The sequence below is a fragment of the Siccirubricoccus soli genome, assembly GCF_024178315.1.
Taxonomy (GTDB): domain Bacteria; phylum Pseudomonadota; class Alphaproteobacteria; order Acetobacterales; family Acetobacteraceae; genus Siccirubricoccus; species Siccirubricoccus soli.
The window spans coordinates 1-17,291 of record NZ_JAMZIK010000083.1; the positions used below are offsets into that span (position 1 = coordinate 1).

The 17,291-nt window shown below is 69.9% G+C and carries 15 protein-coding genes; 10 read left to right on the forward strand and 5 right to left on the reverse strand.

Annotated elements, in window-relative coordinates:
• The 3 genes from NJ376_RS13350 to NJ376_RS13360 all read right to left on the reverse strand — a co-directional run.
• The coding region (locus NJ376_RS13350) for an ATP-binding cassette domain-containing protein (protein WP_252953766.1) at window positions 1–414 on the reverse strand (414 nt) is incomplete at its 3' end.
• A complete protein-coding gene (locus NJ376_RS13355) occupies window positions 402–2,162 on the reverse strand; it encodes a branched-chain amino acid ABC transporter ATP-binding protein/permease (RefSeq protein WP_252953767.1) in 1,761 nt (586 codons plus the stop codon). The genes NJ376_RS13355 and NJ376_RS13350, both read right to left, overlap by 13 nt.
• Before the next feature lie 10 nt (window positions 2,163–2,172).
• Window positions 2,173–3,129 carry a branched-chain amino acid ABC transporter permease gene (locus tag NJ376_RS13360; RefSeq protein ID WP_252953768.1) on the reverse strand — a complete coding sequence of 319 codons (957 nt, stop codon included), beginning with the start codon at window positions 3,127–3,129 and terminating at the stop codon, window positions 2,173–2,175.
• A 187-nt stretch (window positions 3,130–3,316) separates the two neighbouring features.
• On the opposite strand from NJ376_RS13360, the gene NJ376_RS13365 reads away from it, so the two are divergent.
• Entirely contained in the window at window positions 3,317–4,273 is a 957-nt protein-coding gene (locus tag NJ376_RS13365) for a TIGR03619 family F420-dependent LLM class oxidoreductase (RefSeq protein WP_252953769.1), read from the forward strand.
• Between the two features lie 75 nt (window positions 4,274–4,348).
• Here NJ376_RS13365 and NJ376_RS13370 read toward each other — a convergent pair whose 3' ends face one another.
• A complete protein-coding gene (locus NJ376_RS13370) occupies window positions 4,349–5,317 on the reverse strand; it encodes a Bug family tripartite tricarboxylate transporter substrate binding protein (RefSeq protein WP_252953770.1) in 969 nt (322 codons plus the stop codon).
• Between the two features lie 142 nt (window positions 5,318–5,459).
• Here NJ376_RS13370 and NJ376_RS13375 point away from each other — a divergent pair, with 142 nt between their 5' ends.
• From NJ376_RS13375 to NJ376_RS13395, 5 genes are read left to right on the forward strand one after another with little or no spacing between them, the layout of a single operon-like run.
• Window positions 5,460–6,374 carry an SMP-30/gluconolactonase/LRE family protein gene (locus NJ376_RS13375; protein ID WP_252953771.1) on the forward strand — a complete coding sequence of 305 codons (915 nt, stop codon included), beginning with the start codon at window positions 5,460–5,462 and terminating at the stop codon, window positions 6,372–6,374.
• Window positions 6,375–6,383: 9 nt separating this feature from the next.
• Window positions 6,384–7,514, forward strand: a complete 1,131-nt coding sequence (locus NJ376_RS13380; protein ID WP_252953772.1) for a thiolase family protein — start codon at window positions 6,384–6,386, stop codon at window positions 7,512–7,514.
• Window positions 7,515–7,525: 11 nt separating this feature from the next.
• Window positions 7,526–7,930: a Zn-ribbon domain-containing OB-fold protein gene (locus NJ376_RS13385; protein ID WP_252953773.1), complete on the forward strand. Its 405-nt coding sequence runs from the start codon at window positions 7,526–7,528 to the stop codon at window positions 7,928–7,930.
• Window positions 7,927–10,470 carry a CaiB/BaiF CoA-transferase family protein gene (locus NJ376_RS13390; RefSeq protein WP_252953774.1) on the forward strand — a complete coding sequence of 848 codons (2,544 nt, stop codon included), beginning with the start codon at window positions 7,927–7,929 and terminating at the stop codon, window positions 10,468–10,470. Before NJ376_RS13385 ends, NJ376_RS13390 begins: the two co-directional genes overlap by 4 nt.
• On the forward strand, window positions 10,470–11,225 hold the full coding sequence (locus tag NJ376_RS13395; protein WP_370288257.1) for a metallophosphoesterase family protein: 756 nt from the start codon (window positions 10,470–10,472) through the stop codon (window positions 11,223–11,225). Before NJ376_RS13390 ends, NJ376_RS13395 begins: the two co-directional genes overlap by 1 nt.
• A gap of 457 nt (window positions 11,226–11,682) precedes the next feature.
• On the opposite strand, the gene serB is transcribed toward NJ376_RS13395, so the two are convergent.
• Window positions 11,683–12,576 carry a phosphoserine phosphatase SerB gene (gene serB, locus NJ376_RS13400; protein ID WP_252953776.1) on the reverse strand — a complete coding sequence of 298 codons (894 nt, stop codon included), beginning with the start codon at window positions 12,574–12,576 and terminating at the stop codon, window positions 11,683–11,685.
• Between the two features lie 29 nt (window positions 12,577–12,605).
• Between serB and miaA the strand changes: the two genes are divergently transcribed.
• From miaA to ilvC, 4 genes are all read left to right on the forward strand, one after another.
• Window positions 12,606–13,547: a tRNA (adenosine(37)-N6)-dimethylallyltransferase MiaA gene (gene miaA, locus NJ376_RS13405; RefSeq protein WP_252953777.1), complete on the forward strand. Its 942-nt coding sequence runs from the start codon at window positions 12,606–12,608 to the stop codon at window positions 13,545–13,547.
• A gap of 84 nt (window positions 13,548–13,631) precedes the next feature.
• Window positions 13,632–15,422: an acetolactate synthase 3 large subunit gene (locus NJ376_RS13410; RefSeq protein ID WP_252953778.1), complete on the forward strand. Its 1,791-nt coding sequence runs from the start codon at window positions 13,632–13,634 to the stop codon at window positions 15,420–15,422.
• Between the two features lie 113 nt (window positions 15,423–15,535).
• Complete coding sequence (ilvN, locus tag NJ376_RS13415) at window positions 15,536–16,060, forward strand: acetolactate synthase small subunit (RefSeq protein ID WP_252953779.1); 525 nt, start codon at window positions 15,536–15,538, stop codon at window positions 16,058–16,060.
• A 34-nt stretch (window positions 16,061–16,094) separates the two neighbouring features.
• Window positions 16,095–17,111, forward strand: coding sequence for a ketol-acid reductoisomerase (gene ilvC, locus NJ376_RS13420; protein WP_252953780.1), 1,017 nt, complete (start codon window positions 16,095–16,097; stop codon window positions 17,109–17,111).
• Window positions 17,112–17,291 lie beyond the last annotated feature (180 nt).

The following is a 17,291-nucleotide window of genomic DNA, read 5'->3' on the forward strand; positions in this document are numbered from 1 at the left end:
TCCGCCCGAGAGGGTGCCGGCGAGCTGGCTTTCCCGCTGCGCCAGGATGGGGAAGAGGGCGTGGATGCGTTCCAGCGTCTCCGCCCAGCGCTGCCGCCCGGCCTCGGGATAGGCTCCCATCTCGATATTCTCGCGCACCGTCAGGCCCTTGAAGACCTGGCGGCCTTCCGGGACATGAGCGATGCCGAGATGCGCCCGGGCGGCGGCCGGCCGAGCCAGCAGATCCCCCCCGGCGAAGCGGATGCCACCGGCCTGGGCCGGGACGATGCCGGAGATGGCCTTGAACAGCGTGGACTTCCCCGCGCCGTTCGGGCCGACCACGGTGACGAACTGCCCTTCCTCCACCCGAAGCGAGACGCCGGAGAGAGCGCGGAGGCCGCCATAGGCGACGGAAAGTCCGGTTATGTCGAGCATGTCTTCGCCAGCCATTTGCGGCCCAGATAGGCCTCGATCACCGCCGCATCCTCCACCACCTGGCGCGGCGCGCCCTCCGCCAGCTTGCGGCCGCGGTCGATGACCACGAAGCGGTCGGCGAGCTTCAGCATGGCATGCATGGTGTGCTCGATGATGACGATGGTCATGCCCTCGTCGCGCAGGCGGTGCAGCACCGCCAGCACCTCCTCGCATTCCTCGCGGCCGAGGCCGGCCAGGGTCTCGTCCAGCAGCAGGATGCGCGGCTGGCCGGCGAGGGCACGGGCCAGCTCCATCAGCCGGAGGCCCTTGTTGGTGAGCTGCCCGGCCGGCCGCGCCGCCTGGGCGGAAAGGCCGACGCGGAACAGCGCATCCTCCGCCGCCGCCGTGGCCGCGGTGCCGGTCAGCCCGGCGCCGTAGGCGCCGATGAGGACGTTGTCGAGCAAGGGCAGGCGGGGAAAGCTGCGCACCACCTGGAAGGTCCGGCCCACCCCCATGCGGCAGATGGCGTGCAGCTTGCGGCCGGTGATCCTTTCGCCATCCAGCCAGGCGGTGCCGGCATCCGCGGGCAGCACGCCGTTCACCAGGTTGAACAGCGTGGTCTTGCCGGCGCCGTTCGGGCCGATGATGCCGAGGATCTCGCCCGGCATGACCTCGAAGGAGACGTCATCCACCGCGCGCAGCCCGCCGAAGCTCTTGCCGATGCCCTCGACGCGCAGCAGCGGGCCCTTGCCAGGCGGCGGGATGCGGAGCGGCGCCGGGGCGCGCAAGGGCGGCGGCGGCGGCACGGCGGGGCGGGCGAAGCGGTCCCGCAGCGTCCAGAACACGCCCTCCGGCGCCAGCAGCATCACGCCGATGATGGCGACCCCATAGACCACCCCCTGGATGCCAGGGATGATGTTGCCGAGCTCGGCATGCAGCGTCTCCGCCAGCGGGATCAGCACCGCGGCGCCGACCAGCGGCCCCCAGACGGTGCCGACGCCGCCGAACAGCGCAACCGTCAGCGCCTGGGCCGAGGTGAGCATGCCGAACACCGCTTCCGGCGTGACCACCAGCAGGATGCAGGCATAGAGTCCGCCGGCCGCGGCGGCGATACCGCCGCTGAGCACCAGCGCCAGCATCTTCCATTGCCGCAGATTGACGCCGGAGGCCTCGGCCGCCAGCTCGTTCTGCCGGATCGCCATCAACGTCAGGCCGAAGCGGGAATTCTCGACCGCGAGGGAGATGCCGAAGGCCAGGACGAGCAGCCCGACCGCCACCCAGGTGAAGCCGCGCGGATCGGTGAATTGCAGCCAGAGCAGCGGTTCTTCCCGCTTCATCGGCAGCGAGACTTCCTGCCAGCCGAGGAACTGGGCGACATAGAGCAGCACCAGCGGGAAGGCGAGCATGGAGAGGGCGAAATAATGCCCGCGCAGCCGGAAGGTCGGCAGCCCGATGAACACCGCAGCGATGGCGCCGAGCAGCGCGCCGAGTGGGATACCGAGCCAGGGCGTCAGCCCCCAGCCGCCCATGCCGTGGGCGACGGTGAAGGCGCCGATGCCGAAGAACACCGCATGGCCGAAGCTGATGAGCCCGACATAGCCGGAGAAGAGGTTCCAGGAGAGCCCCATCACCGCCCAGATCGGCACCAGGGTCAGCATGAGCTGGTAGTAGCTGTTGGTGACGAAGCCGGAGAGCAGCAGATAGGCCGCCAGCAGCGCGGCGAAGACGAAGGCGTCGCGACGGAGGCGGGGGAGGGCGCCGGGTCTCATGCCGCCCTCCTCACGCCCGGTCCGCCGAGCGGCCGAACAGGCCCTGCGGCCTGAGCACCACGATCAGCAGGAAGACCACGAAGATCGTCGCGTTCTGCAACTGCGGCGGCAGCGCCAGCGCCGAGAATTGCTGCACGAAGCCGATGGTGACGCCGCCCCAGAAGGCGCCGAGCAGGCTGCCCATGCCGCCCAGCACCACGCCGGCATACATGATGACGACGAAGTCGAGTCCCATGAAGGGCGTGAAGGAGAGGTAGCTGGCGACCAGCCCGCCGGCGATGGCGGTGACGCCGCTGCCGAGCGCGAAGGCGACACGATGCGCCCGGTCCACATCGATGCCCATATAGGTCGCGGCCGTCGGGTTGTCCGCCGCCGCCCTGAGCGCCCGGCCGAGCCGCGTGCGGTCCAACAGCAGCCAGAGGCCGATGACCGTGGCGATGGAGAGCAGGCAGGCGATCAACCGCGCCTTGTTGAGGAAGATGGTGGTGTCGCCGATGCCGATCTCGATCAGCCAGGCAGAGGAGGAGAGCGGCGTCGTCACCGCCCGCGGGGTGGAGCCGAACAGGATCTGGCCGCCATTCTGCAGGATCAGCGCCACGCCCAGGGTGACGATGAGCTGGCCGAAATGCCCCTCATCCAGGCTGCCGGCGGTGCGCAGGCCGGAGAGCCGGGCAAGCAGGAAGCGGTGCAGCACCCAGCCCAGGGCGAAGACGATGGGCCCGGCCAGCACCGCGGCAACGAAGGGCCCCGCGGCGGGGCCGAGGAAGGCCAGCACGCCCCAGCCCGCCACCAGGTAGAAGGCGGCATAGGCGCCCAGCATCAGCAGGTCGCCCTGGGCGAAATTCACGACGCGCATGATGCCGAAGATCAGGCTGAGCCCGACGCACATCAGCCCGTAGATGCAGCCGATGACGAGGCCCGCGACGCAGGCATTCAGCGTGTTCTCGAGCAGGATCAGCGCGTCCATGGCGCGCGCCTTCCCTGCCGCAGGACCCAGCCATGCAGCATGCTTGATACGTTTCCCGTCGCCGCCTGCTTGGTGCCGGCCGCTTTCGGAACCGATCCTGACAGGGTTTCAGGTGGCGCAACAGGGGGTGACGGCGGTCCCCGGTTCCGGCAGCCTTTGGGACAACGACCAGAGGGGGAAGCGAGCGATGTTGATCGGGTTCAACCTGCCGGTCAGCGGCCCGATGGCGGCGCCGGCGACGATGCAGCGCATGGCCCAGCTCGGCGAGCGGCTGGGCTTCGACTACCTGACCCTGACCGACCATGTGGTGCTGCCGGATACCAGCGTACCCGGCTATCCCTATTCGGAGAGCGGCGCCTTCTACTCCCCCGACCCCGGCCGGCGGCACGAGCAGTTGACCGCCGCCGCCTGGGTGGCGGCGAAGACGGAGCGCATCCGCCTGGTGCTGGCGGTGCTGGTGGTGCCGCACCGGCCGGCGGTGCTGACGGCGAAGATGCTGGCGACCATCGACGTGCTCTCCGGCGGCCGGCTGACGGTGGGTGTCGGCGCCGGCTGGCTGCAGCCGGAACTGGAGACGGTGGCGGTGACCCCCTTCGCCGAGCGCGGGGCGGTGACGGACGAGTATCTGGACGCCTTCCGCCTGCTCTGGACGCAGGAGAAGCCGGCGATCGCGGGCAAGTATGTCCGCTACCAGGATCTGGTCTTCGACCCGAAGCCCGTCCAGCGGCCGCACCCGCCGATCTGGGTGGGGGGCGAGAGCGGGCCCTCCATGCGCCGGGCCGCGAGGGTGAGCGATGCCTGGTACCCGATCGGCAGCAACAACGCGCACCTGCTGGACACGCTGCCGCGGCTGGAGGCGGGGATCGCCAAGCTGCGCAAGCTGGCGGCGGCGGCCGGGCGGGACCCGGCCTCGGTCGGCGTGGTGTACCGGGTGAAGCGCCACGGGCAGGAGGCACCGCCAGCCAGCGACGGCAATCGGCGCCTCTTCACCGGCAGCATCGACCAGGTGCTGCGGGACATCGAGGCGCTACGGAAGATCGGCGTCACCGGCCTCGACTTCGACTTCGAGGGCCAGGATGCCGACCTCGCCGCCGAGCAGATGGAGCGCTTCAAGGGCGAGGTGCTGGACAGGGTCGACAGGTAGGACCTGCCCGACCTGACTTCAGGGGTTCCGCCGATCCTTCGGCCCTGAGGGGGGCACCCCCCCCCCCGCGGCCGCCTATTCCGCCCGGATCCCAAGCTGCTGGATCAAGGGCCGGAACAGCGTCCACAAGCCACGCAGCTGGGCGCCGAACGCCTCCGGCCCCTGCGGGTCGACCTCCACGCCGATGCTGGCGAAGCGCTCGCGCAACTCGGCGGTGGCGAGGCCGGCCTTCACCTCCTGGAACAGCCGGTCGATGATCGGCCGCGGCGTGCCGGCCGCCACCATCAGCCCGTTCCAGCCGCCGATGTCGTAGCCCGGCACATCCGCCGCCTCGGCCAATGGCGGCACGCCGGGCATCAGCGCGCTGGGCCGCGCCAGGCTCTGCCCCAGCACCCGCAGGCTGCCGTCGCGGACCAGGGCGTTGGCCGCCGCCGGCGTATCGATGGCGTAGTCCACCTGCCCCGCCAGCAGCGCCGAAAGCGCCGGCCCGCTGCCCTGGAAGGGCACGTGCAGCGCCTCGATCCCCGCCTTGGCGTTGAATACCGCGGTGAGAAGGTGCTGCGCGCCGCCGATGCCGGAGGAGGGGTAGGTGTACTTCCCCGGATTGGCCTTCAGCAGCCGGACGAAGCTGCGCGCATCGGTGGCGGGGAAGCCCGGCTTCACCAGCAGCATGTAGGGCGCGGCGCCGAAGGAGACGACCGGCGCCAGCTCCTTCTCCACGTCATAGGGCGTGCGGTTCACCAGCGGCGCGAAGGTGATCGGCCCCATCGAGGCGGAGAGCAGCAGATGCCCGTCGGCCGGGCCCTTGGCGACGAGATCCGTGCCGATCATCCCGCCGGCGCCCGGGCGGTTCTCCGGCACCACGGGCTGGCCCAGCGGCCCGCTCAGCACATTCGCGATGAGACGCCCGATCACATCCGTCGCCTGGCCCGGCGGCCAGGGAATGAGCATGCGCAGCGGCTTGAACGGCCAGGGCTGGGCAGCAGCCTGGCGGGCAGTGAGCAGCGGCGCGACGGCCAGCGGCAGGGCGCGGCGGGTCAGCATGGACGTTCCTCCATATCTCGTTGCGGTGGATGCTGCCCCAGCCATGCCTGCGCGTCCAGGCAAGGGACCGGCAGGCCACGGCTTGACCGCAGGGCATATCCGGCGACGATAGGCCGCCAAGAACACCATGGGGGAAACGGCGATGAGCGACATCCGCATCCTGGCCAGCGGGCTCGGCTTTCCGGAGGGGCCGGTGGCGATGGCCGATGGCTCCATCATCCTGACGGAGATCAATGGCGGCTGGGTGACGCGCGTCGATGCGGACGGCAAGGTGACGCGCCTCGGCAAGCCGGGCGGCGGACCGAACGGGTTGGCGCGCGCCCCGGATGGCTCGCTCATCCTCTGCAACAATGGCGGCAGCAAGTACCTGCCGGGCAGCTTCATGGGCCAGGGCCCGTCCGACGACTACGAATACGGCTCGGTGGAGCGCGTCGATCCGCAGACCGGCGCCCGCACCCTGCTCTACAAGGAGGCGGGCGGCCACAAGCTCTCGGCGCCGAACGACCTGGTCTTCGACCGCCATGGCGGCTTCTACTTCACCGATCTCGGCAAGCGCTACCACACCTCGCGCGACCATGGCGGGCTGTACTACGCCATGCCGGACGGCTCCGCGGTGAAGGAGATCGCCTACCCGATCCTCAGCGCCAATGGCGTCGGCCTCTCGCCGGATGAGAAGACCGTCTATGTCGCGGATACCGAGCCGGCGCGGCTCTGGGCCTTCGATATCGAAAGCCCGGGCGTCTTGAAGAAGCAGCCCTTCCCCTCGCCGCATGGCGGGCGCTTCCTCGGCGCCGCGCCGGGTTTTTCCAGGTTTGACAGCCTGGCGGTGACGGCCTCCGGGAACATCTGCGTCGCCACGCTGGTGACCGGCAAGATCACCGTCTTCGCGCCGGATGGCCGCATTCTGGACCAGGTGGCGATGCCGGATACCCATCCGACCAATATCTGCTTCGGTGGCGACGACATGCGCACCGCGACCATCACGCTTTCGGGCGAGGGCAAGCTCGGCCAGATGCGCTGGTCGGAGCCGGGGCTGAAGCTGAATTACCAGCGATAGGGCCGCGCCATGAACGCCTTCCACAAGCTGCGCGACCGGATCGCGGTCGTCGGCGTCGGCAACACCGCCTACGGCAACTTCCCGCATACCGACGATTACGGCCTGGGCGCAGAGGCCTTCCGCCGCGCCATCGCGGATTGCGGGCTGGACAAGAACAAGGTGGATGGGCTGGCCGTCTGCCGGGTGCCCTATTACGCGCGGATGGGCGAGATCCTCGGCCTGGCGCCGCGCTGGACGGTGCAGTTCCCGCCGCATGGCCGGATGTCGGCGATGGCGATCATCGAGGCGGCGGCGGCGCTGGATGCCGGGCTGTGCGACTACGCCGCGCTGATCTACGCCAATATCGGCCGATCACGCCGGCTGAATTATGGCGGCGAGGAAAGCCCGGGCGTCTGGGACCCCTTCGGATTCACCTCCCCCGGCGCGGCGCATGCGCTGATGTTCCAGCGCCACCGCGCGCTCTATGGCACCACCACGCGGCAGCTTGCGGAGGTGTCCGTTGCCTTCCGCCACCATGCGGGCCTCAACCCGGATGCGGTGATGAAGCAGCCCATCACCATCGAGGACCATGAGGCGGCGCGGCCGATCACCGAGCCTTTGCGGCTGCTGGATTACTGCCTGATCAATGACGGCGCCGTCTGCCTGATCCTGACGACGAAGGAGCGCGCCCGCGACCTGAAGCAAAAGCCCGTGCTGATCTCCGGCTTCGGTGCGCGGGAAGCTTACAGGCAGAGCTCCATCGCCAATTTCGACCTGAACTTCTGGTATGACGAGGTGCGCGACGTGGCGGTGCAGACCTACGGCATGGCCGGCGTCGGGCCACAGGATGTCGATGCGCTGATGTGCTACGACAATTTCTCCCCGACCGTGCTGTTCAGCCTGGAAGGACTCGGCTTCTGCGGCCAGGGCGAGAGCGGCGCCTTCGTCGAGGGCGGCACGCTCCGGCTCGGCGGCAGGCTGCCGACCAATACGGATGGCGGGCATCTCTCCTGCTCCTACATGCAGGGCTGGGCGCTGAATGTGGAGGCGGTGCGGCAGATCCGCGGCCAATGCGGCGAGCGCCAGGTGAAGGATGCCGAGGTGGTGCAGTTCGTCGCCGCCACCCCCTGCTCCCGCTCCATCATCTACACGCCCGGCTGAGGAGACGGCGGATGTCCACGATGAAGCCGCGCCCCCATATTGACCACATCAGCCGGGGCTTCTGGGAGGCTGCCCGCGAGGGCCGCCTGACGGTGCAGCGCTGCGACGATTGCGCGCACCAGCACTACCCGGGCGCGCCTATCTGCCCCAATTGCCTGTCCGACAAGCAGAGCTGGGCGCCGGCCTCCGGCCGCGGCACGCTGCTCTCCTGGGTGCGCTTCCACCGCGCCTATTGGGACGGGTTCCGCGACGACCTGCCCTACAATGTCATCCTGGTGGGGCTGGAGGAAGGGCCGCTGATGCTCAGCAACCTCATCGGCGCGGAGCCGGAGTCGCTGAAGATCGGCGATCCCTTGCAGGTCAGCTTCGAGGCGGTGGACGAGACCACCACCCTGCCGAAGTTCCGCCCGGCATGAGCGCGCTGCCGGGGCAATTGCCCGAGGATGCGCCGGGGCTGCTGGCCGGCATCCGCGTGGTGGAGGAGGCGGACGAGACGGCCGAGTATTGCGGGTTGCTGCTCGCCGGCCTCGGCGCCGAGGTGGTGAAGCTGGAGCCGCCCGAGGGCGCGCCGACCCGCCGCATCGGGCCGTTCCTCGGGGATGAGCCCGGGCCCGAACGTTCCCTGCATTTCTGGGCCTATAACCGCGGCAAGCGTTCCGTCATCGGCCGCGTGGAGACCACGGAGCTGCTGGCGGAGGCGGATATCCTGCTGACCTCCCGTCGCGACCTCGACGTGGCGGCGCTGCGGGCGAAGCATCCACGGCTGCTCATCGCGCGCATGACGCCCTTCGGCGACGATGGGCCGTGGAAGGACTTCAAGGGCAGCGACCTGATCCACCTCGCCCTCAGCGGCATCATGATGAACTGCGGCTACGACCCCGATCCGGCGCTGCGCTACGATTTGCCGCCGATCGCGCCGCAGCTCTGGCACGCCTACCACATCGCGGGGGAACAGCTTCTCGTCGGTATCCTCGCCGCGCTGATCCACCGGCTGCATACGGGGGAGGGCCAGGACCTCTCCTGCGCGGTGCATGAGGCGGCGTCGAAGAATCCCGAGCTGGACGTCATGTCCTGGGTGATGCGGCGGGCGCCGCTGTTCCGCATGACTTGCCGCCACGCCGGCGAGCACCCGACGCATACGCCCACCATCGGCCACACCAAGGATGGCCGCTGGTGCATCGCCACCGGCGTCTCGGTGCGGGACCAGGCGAATCTCGTGCCCTTCCTCGAAGGCTACGGGATGCAGGCCGACCTCGTGGCGCCGGGCAAGGATGCCGACCGCCATGCGCGGAACGTGCCGGGCTCGGCCGGGCCGAACGAGAAGGCGGCGCATATCCTGGAAGTCATCCAGCGCTTCATGCGCGCCCATACCTATATGGACCTGCCCTGGCGGGAGGCGCAGGCCGCCGGGCTGCTCTGGGCGCCGCTGCGCAAGCCGCATGAGAATGTGGCGGATGCGCATTGGCAGGCCCGCGGCACCTTCGCGGAGGTCGCGCATCCTGAGCACGGGCGCAGCTTCAGCTACCCGGTCAGCCGCTGGCTCTCGACCGAGACGCGCTGGCTGCCCGGCAGCCGCGCGCCGCGGCTCGGTGAGCATGACGGGTATCGCTTCGCGCCGCGCGCCGCCAGCGTGCCGGCGCGGCCGCGCAGCGGCGCGGCGCCGAAGCTCTCCGCCCATGGCAAGGCGTTCCCGCTGCAGGGCGTGCGAATCTTCGACTTCTCCTGGTTCCTCGCCTCGGCCGGCGGTACGCGCCTGGCCGCGGCGCTCGGCGCCGATGTCATAAAGGTGGAGTGGAAGGAGAATCCCGACACCCGCCTCGCCGCCATGGCGCCGATTGGCGGCCGCGCCGCCCGCGATGCGGCGACAGCGCCGTTGCCGCCGGTCTCGGACCCCGACATGGGCGGACAGTTCAACAACAAGAATGCCGGCAAGCGCGGCCTCTCGCTCAACATCCGCCACCCGAAGGGCCTCGAGATCGCGCGGCGCATGATCGCGCAATCCGACATCGTGGCGGAGGGCTTCTCCCCCGGCGTGTTGCAACGCCTCGGCCTCGGCTACGAGGCGCTGAAGGCGATCCGGCCGGACATCATCTATGTGCAGCAGAGCGGCATGGGCGCGATCGGCCGCTATGGCCGCTTCCGTACCATCGGCCCGGTCGCCGCCGCCTTCGCCGGTACGGCGGAGATGTCCGGCCTGCCGGAGCCCGCCATGCCGGCCGGCTGGGGCTATTCCTACCTCGACTGGATCGGCGCCTATGGCTTCTGCATGGCCATTCTCGGCGCCGTCTTCCATCGGGATCGCACCGGGCGCGGCCAGTGGATCGACAGCTCGCAATGCGAATCCGGCATCATGCTCGGCGCCGTGCCAGTGCTGGACCATGCGGCGAATGGCCGGATCTGGACGCGCATCGGCAACCGCTCCCCCTACAAGCCGGCGGCGCCGCATGGCGCCTTCCGCTGCGCGGGGGAGGATCGCTGGCTCGCCATCGCCTGCTTCACCGAGGCCGAGTGGCATTCCCTGGCGCGCCTCGCCGGCCGCGCGGATTGGCTGGAGGACCCACGCTTCGCGTCCCTCGCCGCGCGGCTGCTGCATCAGGATGCGCTGGAGGACGCCGTCTCCCAATGGACGGCGACGCAGGAGGCGCATGCCGCCATGCTGGCCCTGCAAGCGGCCGGCGTGCCGGCCGGGGTGTGCCAGAATGCCGAGGATCGCTGCGACCGCGACCCGCAGCTCGCCGCGCTGGGCTGGCTGACCGAGATCGAGGGCACCAAGATCGGCCGCTGGCCGGTCACGGAACTGCCCGCGGTGAAGCTTTCCGCCACGCCCGGCCATGCCGCCGGCATTACCGGCCGCGGGGCGCCGGGCTATGGCGAGGACAATGAGCGCCTGCTAGGGGAGATGCTGGGCTACAGCAAGGCCGAGGTGGCGGCGCTGGCCGAGGAGGGCGTGATCTGATCTTCGTCGGCGATATCCACCGCCGCTGGGAGCATGTGGAGCGGGGCCTCGCCCGCCTGGATCGCCCGCCCGAGGATGTGGTGCTGCTGGGTGACATGGAATGCCATGCGCCGCTGGACACGCTGGTGGCGCCCATCCTTGCCGCCGGCGCGCGGCTGCACTGGATCCATGGCAACCACGATGCCGATGGCGGCCCGGGCATGTGGGCCAACCTTGCCGATCCGGCGCTGAACCCCATCACCGCCGCGGGCGCACTGCATGGGCGGGTGGCGCGGATCGGCGGCCTGCGCGTGGCGGGGCTCGGCGGCACCTTCCGCGCGAGGGTCTGGCTGCCGCCGGCGCCGCCACGGCTGCAGGCGCGAGCGGAGCTCGACGACGACATCACGTCCCTCGGCCCGGAATGGCGGGAGGATGCGCGCGCCACGCTGCGCGCCTCGCTCGCCACCCTGGCGATCTGGCCAGAGGATGTGGCGGCGCTGGCGGCGCAGCGGGCCGATATCCTGGTGACGCATGAGGCGCCGAGCAGCCACCCTGCCGGCCTCACGGTCATCGAGGCGCTGGCGCGCGACATGGGCGCCAGGCTGATCGTGCATGGCCATCACCATATCGGCTACCGCGCCCGCGCCGCGGACGGGCTTGAGGTGCAGGGTGTCGGCGCCGCCTGGGGCATCGACCGACACGGGGTGACGCACTGGGCGGGCGAGGCGGAGCGGTGGCTCGGTCGGAAGCCGGCGGGGTGGGAATTCGCCGACTGAAGCGGGGCGGCTGCGGCAGCGTCGGATCCGGCAAGCATCCCGTTCGGGGTGCAGCCCGTGGCCCGGGTGGCGGCGTCGGCGGCGCGGTCCTGCAGACCGGCGCCGGCGCCGGCGCCGGCGCCGGCGCAGACGACGCGGCCGGCGTCGATCGGCACCGCACAGCGGATGTCGTCGCGCTTGCCGATGCGGTCGAAGCGAGCGCTACTTCCTCCTTGAACGGCTAGCCCTGGGCGTTCACCAGCGGCGCATTCATGGCAACGAGGGCGACGCCCACCGGCACCTTGATCGGTCGCAAATCATCCGCGGCATTCCTCCATTTGTCGCGCTAGAGCTGATCGCGTTCAGATGGAATCATTTGAACGCGGGAAGATGCTCGCACAACAACGGCCTGGAGCATGCTGCGTGAGCGCAAGCGAACGCAGCATGCTCTAGCGATGGATGGCCGCGTCGAGAGGGGTCAGCCCGGGAGGATCTCCGCGGCGCGGTAGCCCTGGAAGAAGAGCAGGGCGCGGAGATCGGTATGGTCCACCCGCGCCCGCGCCGCCGCGGCCACCACCGGCTTGGCACGGAAGGCGACGCCGAGCCCGGCCGCCTGGATCATGGCGAGGTCGTTGGCGCCGTCGCCCACCGTCAGCGTCGCCGAGAGCGGCAGAGCAAGCTCGGCGGCCAGCCGCTTCAGCGTGGCCAGCTTGGCGTCGCGGTCGAGGATCGGCTCCCCCACCTTGCCGGTCAGCTTGCCATCCGCCACCAGCAGGGTGTTGGAGTAATGCGCATGGAAGCCGAGCTTGTCCGCCACCCGGCCGGTGAAGAAGGTGAAGCCGCCCGAGACGATGGCGCAATGCGCGCCATTGGCCCGCATGGTCGCCACCAGCGCGGCGGCGCCCGCCGTGACTTGCGTCTCCGCCCAGGTGCGCTCCAGCGCCTCGGTCGGGAGGCCGGCCAGCATGCCCACGCGCTCCACCAGCGCCTGGCGGAAATCCAGCTCCCCATTCATCGAGCGCCGGGTGATCTCGGCGATCCTTTCCTTCAAGCCGGCATAGGCGGCCAGCTCGTCCAGCGTCTCGCTGGTGACGATGGTGCTGTCCATGTCGGCCAGCAGCAGGGATTTGCGGCGGCCCTCGGCGGGCTGGGCGTAGAGATCGACGGGGGCGCCGGCGAGGGCGCGGCGCGCCACCGCCATCGCCTGGTCGGCGGCGAGGCCGGTGAAGGGCAGGTCCGCCGCCTCCCCGGGGGAGAGCCAGTCCGGCGTGCCGGGCAGGGCACCCAGCGCCTCCAGCGCGCTGCGGAGGCGGGCGAGGTCCGGTGCGGCAAGGCCGCCCGCGGGCGCGACGAGGGTCAGGATCTGGGACATGGCGCGGCGGATATGCCGGGGGGGCGGGCGTGACGCAACCGCTCGCTCTGCTGGTCGCCGGCCCGACCGCCAGCGGCAAATCCGCCCTCGCCCTGGCGATCGCCGAGCGCTTCGGCGGCACCGTCATCAATGCGGATTCGATGCAGCTCTACCGCGAGCTGCGGGTGCTGACGGCGCGGCCGACGCCGGAGGAGGAGGCAAGGGTGCCGCATCGCCTCTATGGGGTGCGGCCGGCGGCGGAGGCGGCGAGCGTCGCCTGGTGGCGGGAACGGGCGCTGGCGGAGATGGCGGCGGCGCGCTTTCCCATCCTCTGCGGCGGCACCGGGCTGTATTTCGCGGTGCTCCGCCAGGGCCTCTCGGCGCTTCCGTCGGTGCCGGGCTGGGCGCGGGAGGAGGCGCGCCGCCTGCTGGCGGCGGAGGGGCCGGCGGCGCTGCATGCCAGGCTGGATGCGGCCACCGCCGCCACGCTGCGGCCGAGCGACAGCCAGCGTATCGCCCGTGCCTATGAGGTGTGGCGCGGCACCGGGCGTGGCCTGGTGGAATGGCAGGAGGCGGCACCTCTTCACCCGCCGGCGCCCTACCGTTTCGCCGCCATCCTGCTGGATCCGCCGCGGGAGGCGCTGCGGACGGCGATCGCGCGCCGCTTCGACGCCATGCTGGCGGGCGGTGCGCTGGAGGAGGTGCGGGCGCTGGTCGCGCAGGGGCTGGACCCCGGCTTGCCGGCCATGCGGGCGCATGGGGTGCCGGAGCTGGCGGCGCATCTGGCCGGGCGGATGCGCCTGGAGGCGGCGCGAGAGCGGGCGGTGCTGAACACCGGCCAGTACACCAAGCGCCAAACCACTTGGTTCCGCCATCATCCCCTGGCCGATACGCAGGACATGCATATCATCCATGCTCGAATCGGGGGATTCGCGCAATTTCCGGAAAGCGAAATGGGCGAAATCTTCGCATTTGTTGAGGGGCGGCGTTGACGCCGTGCAGTTGGAGGTCTAACCGTCCTCTATCGCCGCGGCCCGGGTCCTCCCGGCGCGGCGATCTGTTTCAAGGAAACCGCCATGTCCAACACCCAGACCCGGAATGAGGCCCGCACCCTGACCGGTGCGGAGATCGTCCTGCAGGCGCTGAAGGACAATGGCGTAGAGGTCATCTTCGGCTATCCGGGCGGCGCCGTACTTCCGCTCTACGACGCGATCTTCCACCAGAACGCCATCCGCCACATCCTGGTGCGGCATGAGCAGGCGGCGGTGCATGCCGCGGAGGGCTATGCCCGCTCCACCGGGAAGGTGGGCGTGGTGCTGGTCACCTCCGGCCCCGGCGCGACCAATGCCGTGACTGGGCTGGTGGATGCGCTGATGGACAGCATCCCGGTGATCTGCCTGACCGGCCAGGTGCCGACGCATCTGATCGGCAACGACGCCTTCCAGGAGGCGGACACCACCGGCATCACCCGCCCCGCGACCAAGCACAACTACCTGGTGAAGGACATCACCAAGCTGGCCGGCACGGTGCACGAGGCCTTCTACGTGGCGAAATCCGGCCGGCCGGGCCCGGTGGTGATCGACCTGCCGAAGGACATCCTGATCGGCAAGGGCCCCTATACCGAGGCGCCGAAGACCGAGCACCGCAGCTACCGCCCGCAGACGGAGCCGGATCCGGCGCAGATCAAGGCGGCCGTGGCGCTGCTGAAGGGGGCGAAGCGGCCCATCCTCTATGCCGGCGGCGGCGTCATCAATGCGGGGCCGGAAGCGTCGCGGCTGCTGACGGAATTCGTTCGCCTCACCGGCATGCCCTGCACCAATACGCTGATGGGCCTCGGCGCTTTCCCGGCGAGCGACCCGCAATTCCTCGGCATGCTGGGGATGCACGGGACCTATGAGGCGAACCTCGCCATGCATGGCTGCGACGTCATGCTGAATATCGGCGCGCGCTTCGATGACCGGGTGACCGGGCGGCTGAACGCCTTCTCGCCCAACTCGAAGAAGATCCACGCGGACATCGACCCCTCCTCCATCAACAAGAACGTCAAGGTGGACGTGTCGATCGTCGGCGATGCCGGCGCAGTGCTGAAGGCGCTGCTGGAATGCTGGCAGGCGGATCCGCAGCCGCAGGACCGCAACGCCATGGCCGAGTGGTGGCGGCAGATCGATCAGTGGCGGGCCAAGCAGTGCCTGCAGTACCGGCAGGAAGGCAGCATCATCAAGCCGCAGCATGCGGTGAAGCGGCTGCACGAGATCACGCGGGAGCTGGGGCGCGATACCTTCATCACCACGGAGGTCGGCCAGCACCAGATGTGGGCGGCGCAGTATTTCGGCTTCGAGAAGCCGAACCGCTGGATGACGAGCGGCGGCCTCGGCACCATGGGCTATGGCCTGCCCGCCGCCATGGGCGTGCAGATCGCGCATCCGGACGCGCTGGTCATCGACATCGCCGGCGAGGCCTCCATCCTGATGAACATCCAGGAGATGGGGACCCTGGCGCAGTACCGGCTGCCGGTGAAGATCTTCATCCTCAACAACGAGTACATGGGCATGGTGCGGCAGTGGCAGGAGCTGCTGCATGGCAGCCGCTACTCCGAAAGCTACTCCGCCGCGCTGCCCGATTTCGTGAAGCTGGCGGAAAGCTTCCACGCCCGCGGCATCCGCGTGACGCGGGCCGAGGATCTGGATGCCGGCATCCGCGAGATGCTGGCGATCCCGGGCCCGGTCATTGCCGATATCGCCGTGGCAAAGGACGAGAATTGCTTCCCGATGATCCCCTCCGGCGCGGCGCACAACGAGATGATCCTCGGCGCCGGGCAGAGCGGGGGTGTCGCGGGCGTGACCGATGAGGGGAAGGTGCTGGTCTAGCGAGCCGGCCCAGCCGCCGGGCCAGCGCCCCGGCCTGCCCGCCCCGCGCAGCGGGGGAGGGTGGGCGGGGGCGGGCCATGCCAACCCCAACCCCATGCCCGAAGAACCGCTTCATGCCTGATTCCATCGACCCCAGCTTCCGCAACGCCACCATCGCCGTGCTGGTGGAGAACGAGGCCGGCATCCTGGCCCGCGTCGTCGGCCTGTTCAGCGGCCGCGGCTACAACATCGAAAGCCTGACGGTGGCGCCGGTGGATGCCGAGCGGCGCCTCTCCCGCATCACCATCGTCACCAGCGGCACCGACATGGTGATCGAGCAGATCAAGGCGCAGCTCGACCGCCTGGTGCCGGTGCACAAGGTCGCCGACCTCACGCTGGAGGGGCCGCATCTCGCGCGCGAGATGATGCTCATCAAGGTGGTGGGGAAGGGCGAGAACCGCATGGAGGCGCTACGCCTGGCGGATGCCTTCCGCGCCCGCGTTGTGGATGCGACGACGGAAAGCCTGGTGTTCGAAATGACGGGGGCGGGCGACAAGCTGGACGCCTTCATCGAGCTGATGCGGCCGATCGGCCTCGCCGAGGTCACCCGCACTGGCGTGGTCGCCATCGCGCGCGGTCCGCGCAGCCTGCAGTCCTGAAACCCGAGAGAGACACAGAAGGAGAGGCGCAGCCATGCGCGTGTATTACGACCGCGATGCGGATGTGAATCTGATCAAGGCGAAGAAGGTCGCGATCATCGGCTTCGGCAGCCAGGGCCATGCCCATGCCATGAACCTGCGCGATTCCGGCTGCGCCGACGTCGCGATCGGCGTCCGCCAGGGCGGCTCCTGGAAGAAGGCCGAGGCGGCCGGCTTCAAGGTGATGAGCCCGGCCGAGGCGGCGAAGTGGGCCGATGTGGTGATGGTCCTCACCCCGGATGAGCTGCAGGGCGACCTGTACCGTGAGGCGCTGGGGCCGAACATGAAGGAAGGCGCCGCGCTGGCCTTCGCCCATGGCCTGAACGTGCATTTCAACCTGCTCGATCCGCGCCCGGATCTCGACGTCTTCATGATCGCGCCGAAGGGCCCGGGCCACACCGTGCGCTCCGAGTATCAGCGCGGCGGCGGCGTGCCCTGCCTGGTGGCGGTGGCGCAGAACCCCTCCGGCAACGCGCTGGAGATCGCGCTCTCCTACGCCTCGGCCATCGGCGGCGGCCGCGCCGGGGTCATCGAGACCACCTTCAAGGAGGAATGCGAGACCGACCTGTTCGGCGAGCAGACCGTCCTCTGCGGCGGCCTGGTCGAGCTGATCAAGGCGGGCTTCGAGACGCTGGTCGAGGCCGGCTACGCGCCGGAGATGGCCTATTTCGAGTGCCTGCACGAGGTGAAGCTGATCGTCGACCTCATCTATGAGGGCGGCATCGCCAACATGAACTACTCCATCTCCAACACCGCGGAGTATGGCGAGTACGTCACCGGCCCGCGCATCATCACCGCCGAGACCAAGGCGGAGATGAAGCGGGTGCTGGAGGACATCCAGTCCGGCCGCTTCGCCCGCGACTGGATGCTGGAGAACCGGGTGAACCAGGCCAGCTTCAAGGCGACGCGCCGCCGCCTGGCGGAGCATCCGATCGAGGAAGTGGGCGAGAAGCTCCGCGCCATGATGCCCTGGATCAAGAAGAACGCCCTGGTCGACAAGGCGAAGAACTGAGGCGCGCGGGGCGGGCCTGCCCTGGCCCGCCCCTGTGGCCGAAGCCTCTGCCACGAAGCCGGAACACGTGGCGGCGTCGAGCACGCGGGCGCCGGGCTGGCTCGGCCTTCGCGTCAGCTACCTGGTGAAGGCGCTGAAACGCTCCGCTTGACCCGGCGGGTGAGGGCAGGGGAGGCTCCC